At 33.5% G+C, this 15,375-nt stretch carries 15 protein-coding genes and 1 pseudogene; 2 read left to right on the forward strand and 14 right to left on the reverse strand.

All coding sequences use genetic code 11. The features are described 5' to 3' along the window. Positions 1 to 135 precede the first annotated feature (135 nt). Positions 136 to 1,127 (forward strand): annotated as a pseudogene (locus HMPREF2706_RS01130) (D-lactate dehydrogenase). A 58-nt stretch (positions 1,128 to 1,185) separates the two neighbouring features. On the opposite strand, the gene HMPREF2706_RS01135 reads toward HMPREF2706_RS01130, so the two are convergent. After that, positions 1,186 to 1,989, reverse strand: coding sequence for a Cof-type HAD-IIB family hydrolase (locus HMPREF2706_RS01135; RefSeq protein WP_049427884.1), 804 nt, complete (start codon positions 1,987 to 1,989; stop codon positions 1,186 to 1,188). Between the two features lie 227 nt (positions 1,990 to 2,216). After that, on the reverse strand, positions 2,217 to 2,828 hold the full coding sequence (srtA, locus tag HMPREF2706_RS01140; protein WP_002432701.1) for a class A sortase SrtA: 612 nt from the start codon (positions 2,826 to 2,828) through the stop codon (positions 2,217 to 2,219). A gap of 194 nt (positions 2,829 to 3,022) precedes the next feature. Here srtA and HMPREF2706_RS01145 point away from each other — a divergent pair, with 194 nt between their 5' ends. Next, complete coding sequence (locus tag HMPREF2706_RS01145; RefSeq protein ID WP_070862132.1) at positions 3,023 to 3,514, forward strand: GNAT family N-acetyltransferase; 492 nt, start codon at positions 3,023 to 3,025, stop codon at positions 3,512 to 3,514. 41 nt (positions 3,515 to 3,555) lie between these two features. Here the strand turns inward: HMPREF2706_RS01145 and HMPREF2706_RS11985 are convergent, their stop codons facing one another. The 12 genes from HMPREF2706_RS11985 to HMPREF2706_RS01195 all read right to left on the reverse strand — a co-directional run bounded on the left by HMPREF2706_RS11985 (position 3,556) and on the right by HMPREF2706_RS01195 (position 15,371). Beyond that, on the reverse strand, positions 3,556 to 3,732 hold the full coding sequence (locus tag HMPREF2706_RS11985; RefSeq protein ID WP_016898584.1) for a hypothetical protein: 177 nt from the start codon (positions 3,730 to 3,732) through the stop codon (positions 3,556 to 3,558). Positions 3,733 to 4,036: 304 nt separating this feature from the next. Continuing rightward, on the reverse strand, positions 4,037 to 4,936 hold the full coding sequence (gene sdaAA, locus HMPREF2706_RS01150; RefSeq protein ID WP_002432338.1) for an L-serine ammonia-lyase, iron-sulfur-dependent, subunit alpha: 900 nt from the start codon (positions 4,934 to 4,936) through the stop codon (positions 4,037 to 4,039). Between the two features lie 13 nt (positions 4,937 to 4,949). Further along, positions 4,950 to 5,630, reverse strand: a complete 681-nt coding sequence (sdaAB, locus tag HMPREF2706_RS01155) for an L-serine ammonia-lyase, iron-sulfur-dependent subunit beta (protein ID WP_002432599.1) — start codon at positions 5,628 to 5,630, stop codon at positions 4,950 to 4,952. Positions 5,631 to 5,632: 2 nt separating this feature from the next. Then, a complete protein-coding gene (locus tag HMPREF2706_RS01160) occupies positions 5,633 to 6,676 on the reverse strand; it encodes a PTS sugar transporter subunit IIC (protein WP_002432706.1) in 1,044 nt (347 codons plus the stop codon). A 534-nt stretch (positions 6,677 to 7,210) separates the two neighbouring features. After that, positions 7,211 to 8,008, reverse strand: coding sequence for a hypothetical protein (locus HMPREF2706_RS01165; RefSeq protein WP_070862134.1), 798 nt, complete (start codon positions 8,006 to 8,008; stop codon positions 7,211 to 7,213). Positions 8,009 to 8,283: 275 nt separating this feature from the next. Then, positions 8,284 to 9,771 (reverse strand): xylulokinase, encoded by a 1,488-nt coding sequence (gene xylB / locus HMPREF2706_RS01170; RefSeq protein ID WP_023351129.1) that lies wholly within the window; start codon positions 9,769 to 9,771, stop codon positions 8,284 to 8,286. Positions 9,772 to 9,989: 218 nt separating this feature from the next. After that, entirely contained in the window at positions 9,990 to 10,913 is a 924-nt protein-coding gene (gene rbsK / locus HMPREF2706_RS01175; protein ID WP_049427879.1) for a ribokinase, read from the reverse strand. A 48-nt stretch (positions 10,914 to 10,961) separates the two neighbouring features. Further along, positions 10,962 to 11,366: a D-ribose pyranase gene (gene rbsD / locus HMPREF2706_RS01180; RefSeq protein WP_030058786.1), complete on the reverse strand. Its 405-nt coding sequence runs from the start codon at positions 11,364 to 11,366 to the stop codon at positions 10,962 to 10,964. 21 nt (positions 11,367 to 11,387) lie between these two features. After that, on the reverse strand, positions 11,388 to 12,269 hold the full coding sequence (gene rbsU, locus HMPREF2706_RS01185; protein ID WP_030058784.1) for a ribose/proton symporter RbsU: 882 nt from the start codon (positions 12,267 to 12,269) through the stop codon (positions 11,388 to 11,390). 270 nt (positions 12,270 to 12,539) lie between these two features. Continuing rightward, positions 12,540 to 14,144, reverse strand: coding sequence for a gamma-glutamyltransferase (locus HMPREF2706_RS01190; protein ID WP_070862136.1), 1,605 nt, complete (start codon positions 14,142 to 14,144; stop codon positions 12,540 to 12,542). Between the two features lie 2 nt (positions 14,145 to 14,146). Beyond that, positions 14,147 to 14,308 (reverse strand): hypothetical protein, encoded by a 162-nt coding sequence (locus HMPREF2706_RS11990; RefSeq protein WP_002432774.1) that lies wholly within the window; start codon positions 14,306 to 14,308, stop codon positions 14,147 to 14,149. Further along, positions 14,298 to 15,371 carry a CapA family protein gene (locus HMPREF2706_RS01195; protein ID WP_049427874.1) on the reverse strand — a complete coding sequence of 358 codons (1,074 nt, stop codon included), beginning with the start codon at positions 15,369 to 15,371 and terminating at the stop codon, positions 14,298 to 14,300. The genes HMPREF2706_RS11990 and HMPREF2706_RS01195 overlap by 11 nt, the downstream gene beginning before the upstream one ends. Positions 15,372 to 15,375: the final 4 nt, after the last annotated feature.

Here is a 15,375-nt window from a genome sequence, read left to right on the forward strand (position 1 = left end):
TCATTTCGCACTTGATTTGTGAAAACTTTCACAATATAATGAGCTTGTAAGTTTTAGTCTTACTTATTTATTTTTATTCTTATAACTTATTATTTAGTACGATTTTTTATATTTTAGAAATGGGGTTATTTTTTAATGACAAGAATTATGTTTTTCGGTACACGCGAATATGAGAAAGAAATGGCATTAAACTGGGGTAAAAAGAATAACATTGAAGTAACTACTTCTACTGAACTTTTAAGTAAAGATACTGTCGACCAACTTAGGATTATGATGGTGTAACTACCATGCAATTCGGTAAATTAGAAGTTAAAGTTTACCCTAAACTCGAAGCATACGGCATCAAACAAATCGCTCAACGTACTGCGGGATTCGATATGTACGATTTAGATCTTGCTAAAAAACATGGTATTGTTATTTCTAACATTCCTAGTTATTCACCTGAGACTATCGCAGAATATTCTGTTTCTATCGCATTACAACTTGTACGTAGATTCCCTGCAATCGAAAGACGCGTACAAGATCACAACTTTACTTGGGCGGCACCGATTATGTCACGTCCAGTTAAGAATATGACAGTCGCTATCATTGGTACAGGACGTATTGGAGCTGCCACTGCTAAAATTTACGCAGGATTTGGCGCAAAGGTTGTTGGTTACGATGCTTATCCTAATCATTCTTTAGACTTCTTAGAGTATAAGGATTCTGTTGAAGAAGCTATTAAAGATGCAGACATCATTTCATTACACGTACCTGCAAACAAAGAAAGCTTCCACTTATTTGATAAAGAAATGTTTGCGAAAGTTAAGAAAGGTGCTATTTTAGTTAACGCTGCTCGTGGGGCTGTTATTAACACACCTGATCTTATTGATGCAGTTAACGATGGCACATTATATGGTGCTGCAATCGATACTTATGAAAATGAAGCCGACTACTTTACATTTGATTGGACTAACAAAACAATCGAAGATCAAACGCTTTTAGAGCTTATTAGACACGAAAAGATTTTAGTCACACCTCACATTGCTTTCTTCTCAGATGAAGCAGTACAAAACTTAGTTGAAGGCGGCTTAAATGCAGCGTTATCAGTTATTCAAACTGGAACTTGTGAAACACGTCTAAACTAATATATTTAAAAGGGTGAGAAAAGTTGGTATATCCACTTCTTCTCACCTTTATTTATGCTCATATGTTACTTAGAACTACTTCTTCAATAGTAGTTAATACACCTTGTTTATCATTAGATGGTGCTACACCACTCGCTAATTCAAATAATGATGCGTCGTTACTATTTTCCATAACATAACTAAATTGTGCGAGTTCTAGCATATCTTTATCATTATTAGCATCTCCAAATGCCATTAATTCAGTAGACGACATCCCCCATTCAGTAAGTAATCGTCTTAATGCTTGACCCTTTGTCATATTAGGCATAATGACATCTATACTATCGTGCCCACTTGAGACTAGCTTAATTGTATCTTTAAAAGCTCTCTCTAACTCATCATCCAAGTGAGGATGAGTATCTCGATTGATATTGAAAGCAATTTTAACATAATCGTCTTCAGGTAAATGTTGAAGTGAATCAATTTCTTCTAATTGATGATAATAAAAATGCGCGTCCTCTTTAAAAGTTGCTTGGGTACTTTTTAAAATATACGCACTTTTCACACCACATATGATGAGTTCATCCATCTTGTGGTCACTGCTTAAATAATCAACAACGTCTTGAAAATCTTGTCTATTGAAACTTCGGTAGTTGTACAACTTATTCCCATTATATATGACTGCCCCATTTTCAGAAATAAAGAACATATCTCTAACGCCAAAGATAGACTTCAATTTCGCATATTGATTTCCACTTGCAGCTATAAATTGTATGTTATGCTTCTTTAATTTTTTAAAAATTGTTTCAAACCGTGCCTCATCAAATTGCTTATTTGAATCTAAAAAAGTGCCATCCATATCTACTGCAATTGCGCGTATCATTTTAATATCCCCTTTAATTGACCAACTTTAATCTCATTATATCTGTGTGTGTGAATGGAATGAAGTTAAAGATAAGTCTATGAAACTATATTCACATTTAGAAATTGATTTCATCACTTAAAAATACTTAACTCATGTGAATGTTTGTTAAATGTCTATTAAACTTTATGATTTATTACTATAGTAAAAGGTAGAAGTATCTTGTATATACTCCTACCTGATTGTTCTTAATTCACTTGTGTTGCGATGAATATTTTTCGTTTCTCCCAGACACCTGTTTTCTCATTATAATCATCACAAGTAATCAACGTTAATTGATTTTTTTTACCTTTTTGTTCATCTAAAACTTCAACATCTGATGGATTAACGTCATGAATTTTTGTCATTTTATACTTACGTGTTTGATTACCTACTTTAAAATATACTTTACTTCCTTTTTTAGCTGCTTTTAGGTTAGTAAATTGATAGTGCGGACGGTCAGTAAATGTGTGACCAGCGATAGAAATATTTTGTTGATCTAATGATTCATCACCTTCAGCGAAACTCACACCTCTATTAAGTTGCTCTAGTGTCGCAGGTCCTGGATAAACCGGCTCCTTAATTTCAGCATCTGGTACTTCAATATAACCAGCCATTTTGGATTTATCCTTTGGAATTGTAGGTGTCTTTTGTTTCGTCGAGGTATCCTTTTTTTCATCGTTGTCATATTTCTCAATCTTATTGTCGTTATCTTTTTCATGAAGATAATTATCAATATGTGGCTTTGCAAATAAATATATTGCTAATAATATTAATAAGACACCAATGAACGTCGTTAATCGACTCGTCCATTTTTTCATTACTGTAACTCCTTTAAATGTTTTTAAAGATTTATCGTAGTTTGAGATAAGTATAGCATTATTTTGACACGACAACACTAATATAAAAGGAGCTTATAAAATCTTTTATAAATATCGCATGTGAAATTACTTAACAAATAATTGATTTATTAGAAATAAAGGTATTTAATGGAATGTAAAAAGAGGGGTGCCAAATGATTAGACATGCTAGAAAAGAAGACCTGCCAGATATTCTTAAAATTTATAATGACGCCATAATTAATACTACTGCAGTATATACATATGATCCCAAGGAATTAGAAGAACGACTACAGTGGTTTGAAACAAAATCAATAGCCGAAGAACCTATATGGGTATATGTTAAAGACCATCATGTTATAGGTTATGCAACATATGGCTCTTTTAGAGATTGGCCAGCCTATCTTTATTCTATTGAACATTCGATTTATGTTGATCCCGACTATCGTGGTCAAGGTATAGCTTCAAAGTTATTAGAAATACTCATTCAAGACGCAAAGGCCAAAAATTATCGAACAATTGTAGCGGGGATAGATGCTTCTAATGTAAGAAGTATTGAGCTACATAAAAAATTTAATTTCACTCACGCTGGAACAATTAAAAATGTAGGATATAAATTTGAAAGATGGCTCGATTTAGCATTTTATCAGCTTGATTTACATCAATAAAAAAGAATGAAATTTAACTAAGGAATGTCTTTGGTTAAATTTCATTCTTTGTTTTTATTTTCAATAACAAAACGAATATAGTAGAACATAAAAACGAGAATCATACTTAATGATAATGATTTAAATAATAAGTTGACCCATGTCCCCTCTGTAGTCCATAAATAAGTTATCGTTGTGTTAATGATGAATGCTAGAAAGATAAGGAATAATCTTAGCATTGCATCAACCCCTTTTAAGCTATTTTAGATTGGGGACCCACATTTTGCAATACTAAAGAAGCACTTATGATGGTAATAATTCTTTAGTGCTTCTTACATAATAGTTTCTTGACTATTGTGTTCATCTAATATGCGAATTCTAATTTCGACGGTGTTCTTAATGCAATAGACCATAGTCTATTGTAATCCTTTTTAATCATTCAACTATGTACTTACTAAAACAGTTAATCTTTATAACCTTAGAAAAAAGCACTTTAGTCTTGCTATACACAAAACTAAAGTGCTTAATCATTATATTTATAAGTTATTTATTATTTACCATATTTTCAGCTTCACCGAAAATTTTACGTTTAATTTCTTCACCAGTTGGTGTACCAGCTAGACCACCTAAACCTGTTTCACGAAGAGATGCAGGTAAATTACGACCAACTCTGTCCATCGCACCGATAACTTCATCAACTGGAATACGACTTTCAACGCCAGCTAATGCAAGGTCTGCTGAAATTAATGCGTTACCTGAACCAATAGCATTTCTCATTACACAAGGAATTTCAACGAGTCCTGCTACAGGATCACAAACTAAACCTAATAAGTTACTTATCGCAAGTGCCATCGCATGACCAGATTGCTCTGGCGTACCGTTAAAGATAGCTACAGAAGCTGCCGCAGCCATTGCTGACGCAGAACCAACTTCTGCTTGGCAACCGCCTGTAGCACCAGCAACACTTGCGTTGTTTGCAACTACACGTCCAAATAATGCTGAAGTAAATAGGAAATCTATCATTTGATCTTCAGTTAAATCATGCGTTTTCTCTAATTTGAAAAGAACTCCGGGTATAGTTCCCGAGGAACCAGCTGTAGGTGTAGCACAGATGATACCCATTGCTGCATTCACTTCGTTTGTTGCAACTGCACCTTTAACGGCTTCAATCATTTCTTTCCCTGATAAAGCATGATTGTTTTCGTTGTAATCACGAAGTTTTGCCGCATCATGGCCTGTATAACCTGTAACACTTTCTACACCGTCTCCAGTAGTACCTTTTTCTACTGCATCACGCATCACTTCAAGATTTTGTTTCATGCGTTCACGTACTTCGTCGCGTGATATACCTTCTCTTTCCATTTCTTCGTTGATCAAGATATCAGCGAAGGAAATGTCATGTTCAACAGAATAATCTATTGTCTCTCTAATTGAATCAAACATTTATAATCCCCCTCTAATTGATATAGGAAACGTTTAAGTCACTGTATTTTTCTCTAATTTTGTTTAATGTTGATTCTGAGATTGCTTTATTTAAAGGTAATACAACTAGACCATTATTGTCGCTCGTCTTGACAGTTTCATCACCAAAATCAATTTCCATATCTGTCATGTCGTTGATTAAGTGATTCACCTGAGCTTTATCCATTTCGCCGTCTATTTCTAACATTGGAAGTCCATTGTTAATTTCAACTTCTAAGCCATTGACGTTAATGCCTTTAAGTTTAATTGTACCGCCACCAATTGAAATACCAATGACTTCAATGTGACGTCCACTTTCAGAGTTCGCCTTAATATAAGCACAGTTAGGATGTTGACCGATACTTTCTCCATCTTCTTCGATGATATCAACATCAATATTTTCATCCTTAGCTATATCTAATGCTGATTTAATTCGGCTATCGAAGGTGCTATAGCCCATAGCACCACCAACTACAGCTACGTCTGTACCATGTCCTTGGTGCGTCTTAGCAAAAGATTCATAATAATGAATCTCTAAAGTTTTAGGCATGTCTCCTAAAACAGCACGTGCTGAGTTACCTATTTTAACTGCACCAGCAGTATGAGAACTTGATGGTCCCATCATAACTGGTCCAATAATGTCAAAAGCACTTTGGTAATCATAGCTTTTAGCCATTATTAAACACTCTCCTTAACTCGATTCTTTTTCCCTGGTAATTTGAAACTAATATTCATTAAGTTAAACTTCTTGATAATTGAACTCATAACGAATGCTAGTACTACACTTACTATACCCACTGTGATGATAGTTATGATAGAAGTCACTGCATTATTAAATCCAAATAATACAATCGCACCTGCGATCGGTGTAGCCATACCTTTTACATTGATTACTAGTCCACTGAATGTAACGATACAAGCATTTACAACACCGATGATGGCATTCGTACCATAAAGTTGTAGTGGATATTTTGCAATTAAATCTATTTGTGTCAATGGTTCGATAAATACTGCGAACGCATTGGTTTTCTTACCAATATGCAGTCTACTGAATAGTACTGCGTTAACGAATGAAGCACCAGTACATGTTAATGCACCGATTGCCATTGGTATACCTGTAAGTCCTAATAAGCTTGTTAAGACCATTGAACTTAAAGGCGTCATGCCTGTTACAGGTATAACTAGTCCTAATATAACTGCTAAAGCATAAGGATTATCATTACCTACAGATGAGATAGCTGAACCAATTTGTTTAAGTACAGCGATAACCCCTGGTGAAATTAAATTTGCTAAACCAAATGTAATTGCTGGAGCCAATAAAATTACAACAATTAAATCTAGTCCTTCTGGAACTTTTTTCTCTATCAATTTAATCCCAAAAGCAATAATATATGCTGCTATAAATGCTGGCAATAATTTTGAATCATGTAAAACTAAACCAACGATAACAGCAAAAACTGGAGATACACCCAAGTTTAAACATGTTAAAATACCAACTGCAATTCCGCTTAAACTCCCTGCTAAGTCACCAATTTCTTGAAAAAATTTAATGTGGAACACGCCACCGATAGCATAACTTAAGAATGCTTGTGGTAAGTATGTGGCACAAGCTGCCCCTGATAAAGCTTGTAAACCTTGTTTACCATATGGCGCAAAGTTTAAGAACAGCGTCATGATGATAAGTACAATTACTAGTGTCCCTACTCCTAAGATTATATTCATTTCCCCATAACCTTCTTTCTGTTTTTTTAGGCCATAGCTATCGTACACCCTTAAGAAAGCGATTTCAATAATTTACAACAAATAAATTAGTAGATATTGTGAAATAATTCACTAAGTTATATTTTTATTGTTGCAAAAAGTACAAAAGAGAAATTATTTTGTTATTTGATTTTATTCGAAACATTTTACACCTAACCCTGACGAATGTAAACGCTATCATAAACATTAATTTACCCTTACCTCAAAATCGTCTTCATATGATGTACAGATAACTAGTACATATCATTTAGGCGACTTATATATTCTAACGCTTATTATCTCAAAATGTAACAAATTGCTCACAATTTTTAAGGGCTTATTGCAAATTTCTAGTGCAACCAGCCCTTAAATATGAATGTTTAATTTAAAATTGTATTTTTACCCTTAAACCTATTTTCAGATTCACGGGTGAATTTTATCATTTTCTACTCTTACCTATATCATTTTAATTAATTAGGCGGACTTCTACCTCTATATCTTTTCAATAAGTAAAAGTTACCCTTTAATGAAAAATAATTTTTCGGCTAAGTCATAATTCTTTTGACTCAATGAAAATTCTTGTCTTGTAAGTCTTTCTGGTAATTCAAGTATAAGTAAGAAAAGTTTGTCTACATTTGTTAACACTTCTTTAGATGTAGACATAGATATTGATTCCATTTGCTCAATAAATGGTGCGTATCTACAGTAAGCACTAACAAATATTTGTAGAGGATAGATGCTTTGATTGTTTTTATATAAATTAATGAAGACTTTAACAATATGACTGGGATAGATGATTTCTATATTATTATCTTGAATAGAGAATTTTAAATTGCATTTTTTGAGTTCTGAAAGTAGTTTTTGAAGCATATATAGGAGTAAAGGAATGTCGCGATTTTCATGAGCAGGTGGAAGGTTGAGTTTATCAGTTAATGTATCTGGATCTAATGGGAATGATAATTTAAGTGGTTTAACAGTTGTTTTGATTTTTAATTGGGTCATTCTAGAGTATGCACTCAACATTTCACTGTGCTGGTTGACAGGATAGAATTGTAAAAAACGTAACTTTTCATCATTAATATCACTTTCAGCTTCATCTCTTAGATTGATAAACTGATTATTTACTTGATGCGAAGGTGGTTGATATTGAGGGAATTGAATTGACCTTTGAAGTTGGTATGTAGTGGGTAGTGTAATATCTTGGTGTTCAAGTTCAAGTAATAAATTAGGATAGTCGAGTTCATTCATATACGCAAACGTTCGTGGCGACATACGGCTTAGAAACTCACACAATTCTTGTTTCAAAATTAACATATTATCATCCTCTCGGTGTCTTATTTTTTAATTGTGCTCATATATTAATTGTTAAAATATAATTTTATTAAACGTTCTATTTAGTGTAATGTCAATATTCATTTCCTTGAAAATAATTTTTCTTTTTTGTCGCTCAAACTAAAAATCAATTATTGTTTCCCATCTTTTCAATAATTCACTTTTTTCAATAAATTTCTATATAAAGTCTAGGTTTTGCATTTAGAGTTATCAAGATAAAAAAACTCTCGCACAAGAATTGTCCGAGAGTTGGTACTTTACTTTGTAATCGCTAGCAGTTCCTTTGTTAGTTCTTTCGTTTGCTTATAGACTCGTTGATAAACATTATGGAATTGTTCGTATCGTTTATGATTTTCGGCATTAGGTTTAAAAACTTCTTCAACTTTAATAAATGTCTCAACACAATCAGCTACACTTTCAAACCAACCTAGTCCGTATGCTGCAAGCATAGCTGCTCCCATACTTGGACCTTCTTCATGTTTTAATTTTTTCACTTTCATATTAAAAACATCTGCTTGAAGTTGAAGCCAGAACTTACTTTTAGCCCCTCCACCAATTGAGGTAATTGAATTGATTTCGTGTCCTGCTTCTCGCATTATTTTGATTGAATCATATAAAGAATAAGTAATACCTTCTATAACTGCACGTGCAAAATCTGCTTTTTTGTGTTGTCCACTAATACCAATAAAACTACCTCTAATGTAGGCATCCCCATGTGGCGTGCGTTCACCAGCTAAGTAAGGAGCAAATAATAAGCCATTTGCTCCTAGTTTGGCACTTTCAGCAGAATCTAAAATTTGGGCGAAGGAGTCATTTTCAAAGAATGTGGTCTTCAACCAATTCAAACTATAACCTGCAGCTAATGTAACTCCCATCGCATAATACGTATTAGGAATACTGTGATTGAAGAAATGTAAATTCTGATCATACTCTGTAACATGATTATGTTCAACATTTAATACAACGCCAGATGTTCCTATACTACATAATGCCTCTTTATCATTAATCACGCCAGCTCCTATAGCTCCACAGGCATTATCCCCACCTCCGGCAAATACAGCAACCTGATGCTTTAAACCTAGTTCATCTGCCAGTAATTCGCTAACGTACCCAACACATTCATGTGAATTGACTAATGATGGATAAATATCAGGGATATTGAAAATTGAGCCCACATCTTTTGTCCACAAATTTGTTTTAGGATTTAATAATAATGTGCTAGCCGCATCACTGTATTCCATATTAATTTGATTCGTTAAACAATATCGTAAATAATCTTTAGGTAACATAAATACATTCACTTGTTCCCAAATTTCAGGCTCATGTTGTTGAACCCATAACATTTTAGGTAATGTAAATCCTTCTAATATTGGGTTATAGTTGAGTCTCTCACCATACACTTCTTTAATTTGACGACACTGTTCCGAATTTCTAGTATCATTCCAGAGTATTGCATTGCGTAAGGGCTGTCCTTCTTTATTTAAGACGACTAGACCGTGCATCTGTCCTGAGAACGAAAGACCTTTCACAGCTTTATTCTTTAAAGCATTTGAAGAGATAATGCGCTTAACGCCACGCTTAGTAGCTTGAAACCATTCATTAGGGTCTTGTTCACTATATCCAGGTTGCTCTTGAAATAATTTCAATGGTTCACTTACAGTCTCCAATACTTCGCCTTGGCGATTGACTGCGATAATTTTAATTGCGCTCGTTCCTAAATCAATACCTAAAACAACTTCTTCCATCTTTTGATCACCCTTCGTTTATGTCAAATATGTATTAAGTTATCTCTGTATATTTATATCATATATGCTTACATACTATATGAAAACTTAAAGTTTGGAGTTAATAGTATTTTAGAAAAAATAATAGCTCTAAGATGATTGTTTTAACACAACTTCTTAGAGCATTTTTTTAATTATGAATACGTAATGAAATACCTTTCACTTATAAGACCAGCTAATTATTTATAGACATTGATTACTTCATCTCTAGTAGGAATAGCTGCTTGAGCTCCTTGTCGTTGAACAGTTAAAGATGATGCTTGATTAGCGAATTGGATAGCTTGTTCCAAATTACTCAAATCTTTGTTTAATTGGCTCACAAAAGCTCCAATAAATGTATCACCTGCAGCAGTAGTATCAATAGCTTCTACTTTATAAGCTGGAACAATGTTGGATTCATTCTCAGTGGCATAATATGTACCTTGTTCCCCAAGCGTAATAAGTATTGTTGAAATTCCTAATTTGAAGAAATATTCTACGGTTTCTTTCATGTTATCTTGATTAGTGATAGAGATACCTGATAGTAGTTCAGCTTCAGTTTCATTAGGAATAATAATATCTGTTAATGCTAATAAAGATTTAGGTAAATCAATCGCAGGGGCAGGATTGAGTACAGTTGTTACACCATTTGCTTTAGCAATTTTAAAGGCTTGTTCTATAGCTTCAATTGGTATTTCTAATTGTGCCACAACAAAGTCCGCTTCAGTAATTGGTTGTTCTGCTGCCATGACATCTTTAGCACTTAAAGTCATATTTGCTCCACCATATACTAAAATTGTATTCTGACCGTCTTCTGATACTGTTATGAAAGCTTGTCCTGTTTCTTCATTATCAGCGGTTAAAATATATTCCGTATTAATAGACGCCTCTTTGAAATCTTCAATGATAAAATCGGCATTCCCTTCTTTACCTACTTTAGTAACAAAAGTTGTTTCAGCTTCTAGACGACCAGCTGCAATCGCTTGATTAGCACCCTTTCCTCCACCAAATTCTCGTTGCGCTTGATCAATGTGTAATGTCTCTCCTGGTTTAGGAAAACGCGTCACGTTAATAAATTTATCAACATTGGTTGAACCTACTATAACTACCTTGTTTCTACTCATTGAAATAGCCCCCTTTTTAGATATATAATTCTTCAATCGTGCTTTCTATCAAAAAGTGACATTAGATTCTAATACGATATTAGAGAATGGTGTGGTCTCTCCTGTTCTAATGTTCCCTTTATTATGTGGTGATTGAAGCATCTCTTTCATTTTACTATGAGAAATAAATTCAATCTCTACATGTTCCTCGATTAAGTGTTTAATTGCTTTAAGCTGAGTTGAATTATTTGTTTTTATCTCTTCTGCTAAGTAAATTTTTTGAATCTCCACTTCTGTTAAAACATTTTCAAGTACATCTATAAAACTTGGTAAGCCTTTAGTTACTGCTAAATCAATACGTCTTTCATCATTAGGTATAGGCATTCCTGCGTCGTTGATGGTAATTAAATCATAATGTCCTAAAGTTGAGATAGCTTGTGAAACATGACTATTTAATACTGCTGTCTTTTTCATAAATATCAATCCCTCACTAAGTTATTTAATAAATACAGTTACGGAAGCAGCAATAAGAATTAAAACCAATCCGACAATAGTAATCATTAATTCTTTTGGTGTTTTCTTCTGATTTAAAAAGAAAATACCTGTTAAAGTTGCTAAAACGACTGAAGTTTGGGAAAGAACGAAACCAGTAGCTAGTCCATTCATATTGGGTTGGGCTGAAATTAAATATGTTAACGCGGCAAAGGCGAAGAAGAAACCAGAAATAATTTGTTTCCAACTGACTGCTTCTTTAAAGGCATTCCCTTTGTTCATATTCATTAGAGCATAGATAACTGCTACAATTACCATACCAATAGCATGTGGTAAAAATGCTTTTAATCCACCTATATCTGTAGCTTGTGGTGCAGCTGAATAAACCCAATATCCAATTTCACCAATAAGTAATAAAACCACTGCTTTTCTAAGATTTTGACTATACTCTTGTTCACTTTTCTCTGACCAAACTGTCATGCGTGCGCCAACTAAAATTACTATGAGTGCTACGAATCCAATCATTTTGTTTGCTATACCAGGCCAGTTACCTAAAGCGAATACGCCCCATAACGAAGCACCTAATAATTGAAAAGCTGTTGTAATAGGCATAGCTCTAGATGATCCTACTAACCCAAACGCTTTAAATGTAATAATTTGACCAAATGCCCATCCGGCACCTGAAATAATTGAAAATATGAGTGCCATACCTCCGGGTATTCCAATACCTTTTACCACGGCTAATATAATTGCAAAGATTAATGTCCCGACTGTTGCACCAAAGATTTGGTTCACAGGTCGTCCACCAAATTTAGATGCAATCGTTGGGAACAATCCCCAACCTAATAACGGTCCTAATCCTATTAATAAAGCTATAATATCCATAAGCCACCTCGAAGTCTTAAATAATATGTAAAACTTTTACTCAATCATCATACTATTTATGAATTTACCTGTATACGCTTACACCCAATGTCATAAAACTGTCGGATATGCATAAATTTTTTTACGGTGAGGGAAAATTAATATTGCAATCATAAATCAGTCATTTTAAAATTAAATGTTTTAATCACATGATTCCACTAAATACATAAAAACACCTTCAAAGTGATATGATTTCAACTTTGAAGGTGTACTATTATTTGTATTTAATTTTTAACGGTTACCAACATCTGAACCGACGTCTACTGATTTTTTATTTTTATCATACACGGCACCTTGAACACTACCGAAGTTAGGGTCATTACGTTTTTCTTGAACGCCATAACCTAAACTTTTGAAGATGTTAATATCTTCATCGCTTGTAGCATTTTCATAATAAACTGTACCACCATCATTATAAAAACGTGGTTTATCAACAGATTCTTGCAACGTACCGTTACCATTTAAATAATCTACGATAACCTCATCTAAGATAGTAGGAATTTTGTTACCTCCAGGAGTACCAATACCCATGTAGAAGTTAGGACCTACCACTACTGATGGTGAAATGAATGATCTTGGTGCTTTATGAGGTTCCCCATAGTTAGGACTCGTTGATTCTTTAGAGAAGTCTCCTAATGAGTTGTTCATATAGAATCCTTCTTTCATGAAATCACCAGATCCAAAGTAACTTGAAAGTGTATTAGTCGTGCTTGCTAATTTACCATCTTTATCAATAACTACAAAGTGCGTTGTACTTGTATTATCAGTTCTTATTTGGTTAAAGTCACTACCATTTTCTGTGTTGCTTCCAACATTAACTTTATTTAATTGACCAAGTAAGTAATCATCCGATAATTGTTGGTCGTTACTTGCTTCTGAACCATTAACGATATCACGGTTTTGGTACATTAAATCACGTGATTTAATCATCGCAGTAATAAAGCTAGTACGGTCAGCATTATTTTGGTTTTCTTGTTCATCAACTTTTAAACCTTGTAAAGTTAGCGTACCACCTAATGGGTTAGAAACTGAATAAATTTTGTTATTTTTATAAGTTGTGCTTACTGGTTCTTTTGATTCAGTTTTGAAGGTTGTGAAGTCCTTTTCAGTCAATTTATTTTTTAACTGTTTAGAAATACTTTTGCCTACGTCTTTGTAGAAGTAATCTGGGCCTTTATCACGGATTTTCTTTAACGTGTCAGCAAGTTTACTTTGCTTAACAACGTCACCTTCACGTACTGTTTTACTTCCTTTGAAGAAAGGTGAATTACGGTCAATCTTAGAGCCGTAAATTTTCAAACTACGTTCAAGTTCTGAATCTACTTCGAAGCCATCTTCTGCTAAAGGAATGACGTAGTTAAAGATTTTCTTCTCATCCATTTTACCTTCTTTTTCATGCATATCATGCATACCTCTAACGAAGCCAGGTACACCGATTTTGTCGCCTTGTTTATAATTGTATGAAGACATTGTCTTATATTCATACATTTTAGGGACTTCTCCATCTTTACCATTATAGGTTAGCGTTGCGCCCCCACCGCCTAAACCAGACGAATGAGGTTCAGTTACAGCTAGAGCATAAGCAACACCTTCAGCTGCATCTGTTGCATTACCGCCATCTTCAATTATTTTATTACCTACTTTAGTTGCAATTGCATTATTAGAGGCAACACCATAATTTTTTTGGTTACCAGATTGTTTATGGTTCGCTATCTTATTTTCATATAACGTGTCTTTGTCCACTTTCTTCTCTGTTGTTAAGAAATAAAAGAGGAACGAAATCACAATTGTTATAACTAAAATGACACTCAAGGTCACTTTATTATATATATTCATATTTAGCTTGCCCCTTTTGAAAGATATTGCTGTTCTCCATTTTTCAATTCATTTTGTTCATAATGATCTAAACCTTCATTTGCTTTGGCAAATGTCACTAATAAGAAAATGACAATAACTAAGATGACAACGACGATTGGCAACCAATGTTTTTTAATATTCAAAAGTATAACCTCCACTATTATCTGATTTTAAATTAACTGTTTTATCTTTGATATTGTTATGGAATCTTACATGATCCAATTTATTCATATCATCTTTAGAGATTTTACCGTCTTTTGACTGAATTGGTGTGATATGGAATTTATTATGTTTTCCGTTCCAATCTTGTTGTACGACCATGCCTTTTTGGTTTTTCGATAAGAAGTCATCTGAAGTTGTATTACCTAAACTATAGAAAATAGGTGTATTTTTATATTTTTCTATTTTCTGTACAACTGAATTATGACCAACAATAATGTCAGCACCAGCATCTGATAATGCGTGCGCATATTCTTTTTGTCTATCAGTTACATTTCTTTCTTTAGGAATACCCCAGTCAACATTAACTACTACGTAATCATTGTTTTCTTTTAACTTCTTAATGAGTGGATAAAAAATCTTCGGATCTAAACTGATTGAAGTCGTATTTTTTAAAGGTTTAGTATAATTTGATTCAACATCTGTAAATGATACATTTGCGATTTTCTTACCTTTAATTTCTTGTTGAACAGTTTTACTATTTATAGGATTTGAACCATTTCCTGTTAAAAAGTTATAACCTGCTTGAGATTCAACTTTTCTCATTAACTCTGTCGCTTGAATATTATCAATAGACTTGTTGATGAGATTTACACTTTTAATATTTTGTTTACGTAAGAACATGATATTTTCTATGTTTTTATTAAGATCATCTTTTTGATTTTTTGAAAATTCATTAACCAATAAAGAAGCCGAAGAAAAATCACTATTCTTTAATGTGTCTTGAATTCCTGCAAATACATCATTCAAATTATTTTGGCGAATGTGTTTATTTAAAGTAATGTTGCCTAAGTATGTAAATCGAAGGCTATTTCCACTTTTAGCATCACTTTTGACAGGATCGACATGTATTGCTCTGATCGCAAATACTAATAGAATTAAAGCTAATAAAAGGACAATCGCCGTGTAAAGCGTGTTTCTTCTTTTATGTCTTTTAGACTGTTTAAGTAACCACTCACTGGGCGATAATCGTTTTTTCTTTTTCATTAAT

This window comes from Staphylococcus sp. HMSC067F07 (assembly GCF_001837405.1).
Classification (GTDB): domain Bacteria; phylum Bacillota; class Bacilli; order Staphylococcales; family Staphylococcaceae; genus Staphylococcus; species Staphylococcus capitis.

Excerpts from the sequence above, each read along its gene's own strand:
- HMPREF2706_RS01135 (WP_049427884.1), bottom strand. The coding sequence starts at position 1,989 with ATGATACGCGCAATTGCAGTAGATATGGATGGCACTTTTTTAGATTCA.
- srtA (WP_002432701.1), bottom strand. The coding sequence starts at position 2,828 with ATGAAAAAATGGACGAGTCGATTAACGACGTTCATTGGTGTCTTATTA.
- HMPREF2706_RS01145 (WP_070862132.1), top strand. The coding sequence starts at position 3,023 with ATGATTAGACATGCTAGAAAAGAAGACCTGCCAGATATTCTTAAAATT.
- HMPREF2706_RS11985 (WP_016898584.1), bottom strand. The coding sequence starts at position 3,732 with ATGCTAAGATTATTCCTTATCTTTCTAGCATTCATCATTAACACAACG.
- sdaAA (WP_002432338.1), bottom strand. The coding sequence starts at position 4,936 with ATGTTTGATTCAATTAGAGAGACAATAGATTATTCTGTTGAACATGAC.
- sdaAB (WP_002432599.1), bottom strand. The coding sequence starts at position 5,630 with ATGGCTAAAAGCTATGATTACCAAAGTGCTTTTGACATTATTGGACCA.
- HMPREF2706_RS01160 (WP_002432706.1), bottom strand. The coding sequence starts at position 6,676 with ATGAATATAATCTTAGGAGTAGGGACACTAGTAATTGTACTTATCATC.
- HMPREF2706_RS01165 (WP_070862134.1), bottom strand. The coding sequence starts at position 8,008 with ATGTTAATTTTGAAACAAGAATTGTGTGAGTTTCTAAGCCGTATGTCG.
- xylB (WP_023351129.1), bottom strand. The coding sequence starts at position 9,771 with ATGGAAGAAGTTGTTTTAGGTATTGATTTAGGAACGAGCGCAATTAAA.
- rbsK (WP_049427879.1), bottom strand. The coding sequence starts at position 10,913 with ATGAGTAGAAACAAGGTAGTTATAGTAGGTTCAACCAATGTTGATAAA.
- rbsD (WP_030058786.1), bottom strand. The coding sequence starts at position 11,366 with ATGAAAAAGACAGCAGTATTAAATAGTCATGTTTCACAAGCTATCTCA.
- rbsU (WP_030058784.1), bottom strand. The coding sequence starts at position 12,269 with ATGGATATTATAGCTTTATTAATAGGATTAGGACCGTTATTAGGTTGG.
- HMPREF2706_RS01190 (WP_070862136.1), bottom strand. The coding sequence starts at position 14,144 with ATGAATATATATAATAAAGTGACCTTGAGTGTCATTTTAGTTATAACA.
- HMPREF2706_RS01195 (WP_049427874.1), bottom strand. The coding sequence starts at position 15,371 with ATGAAAAAGAAAAAACGATTATCGCCCAGTGAGTGGTTACTTAAACAG.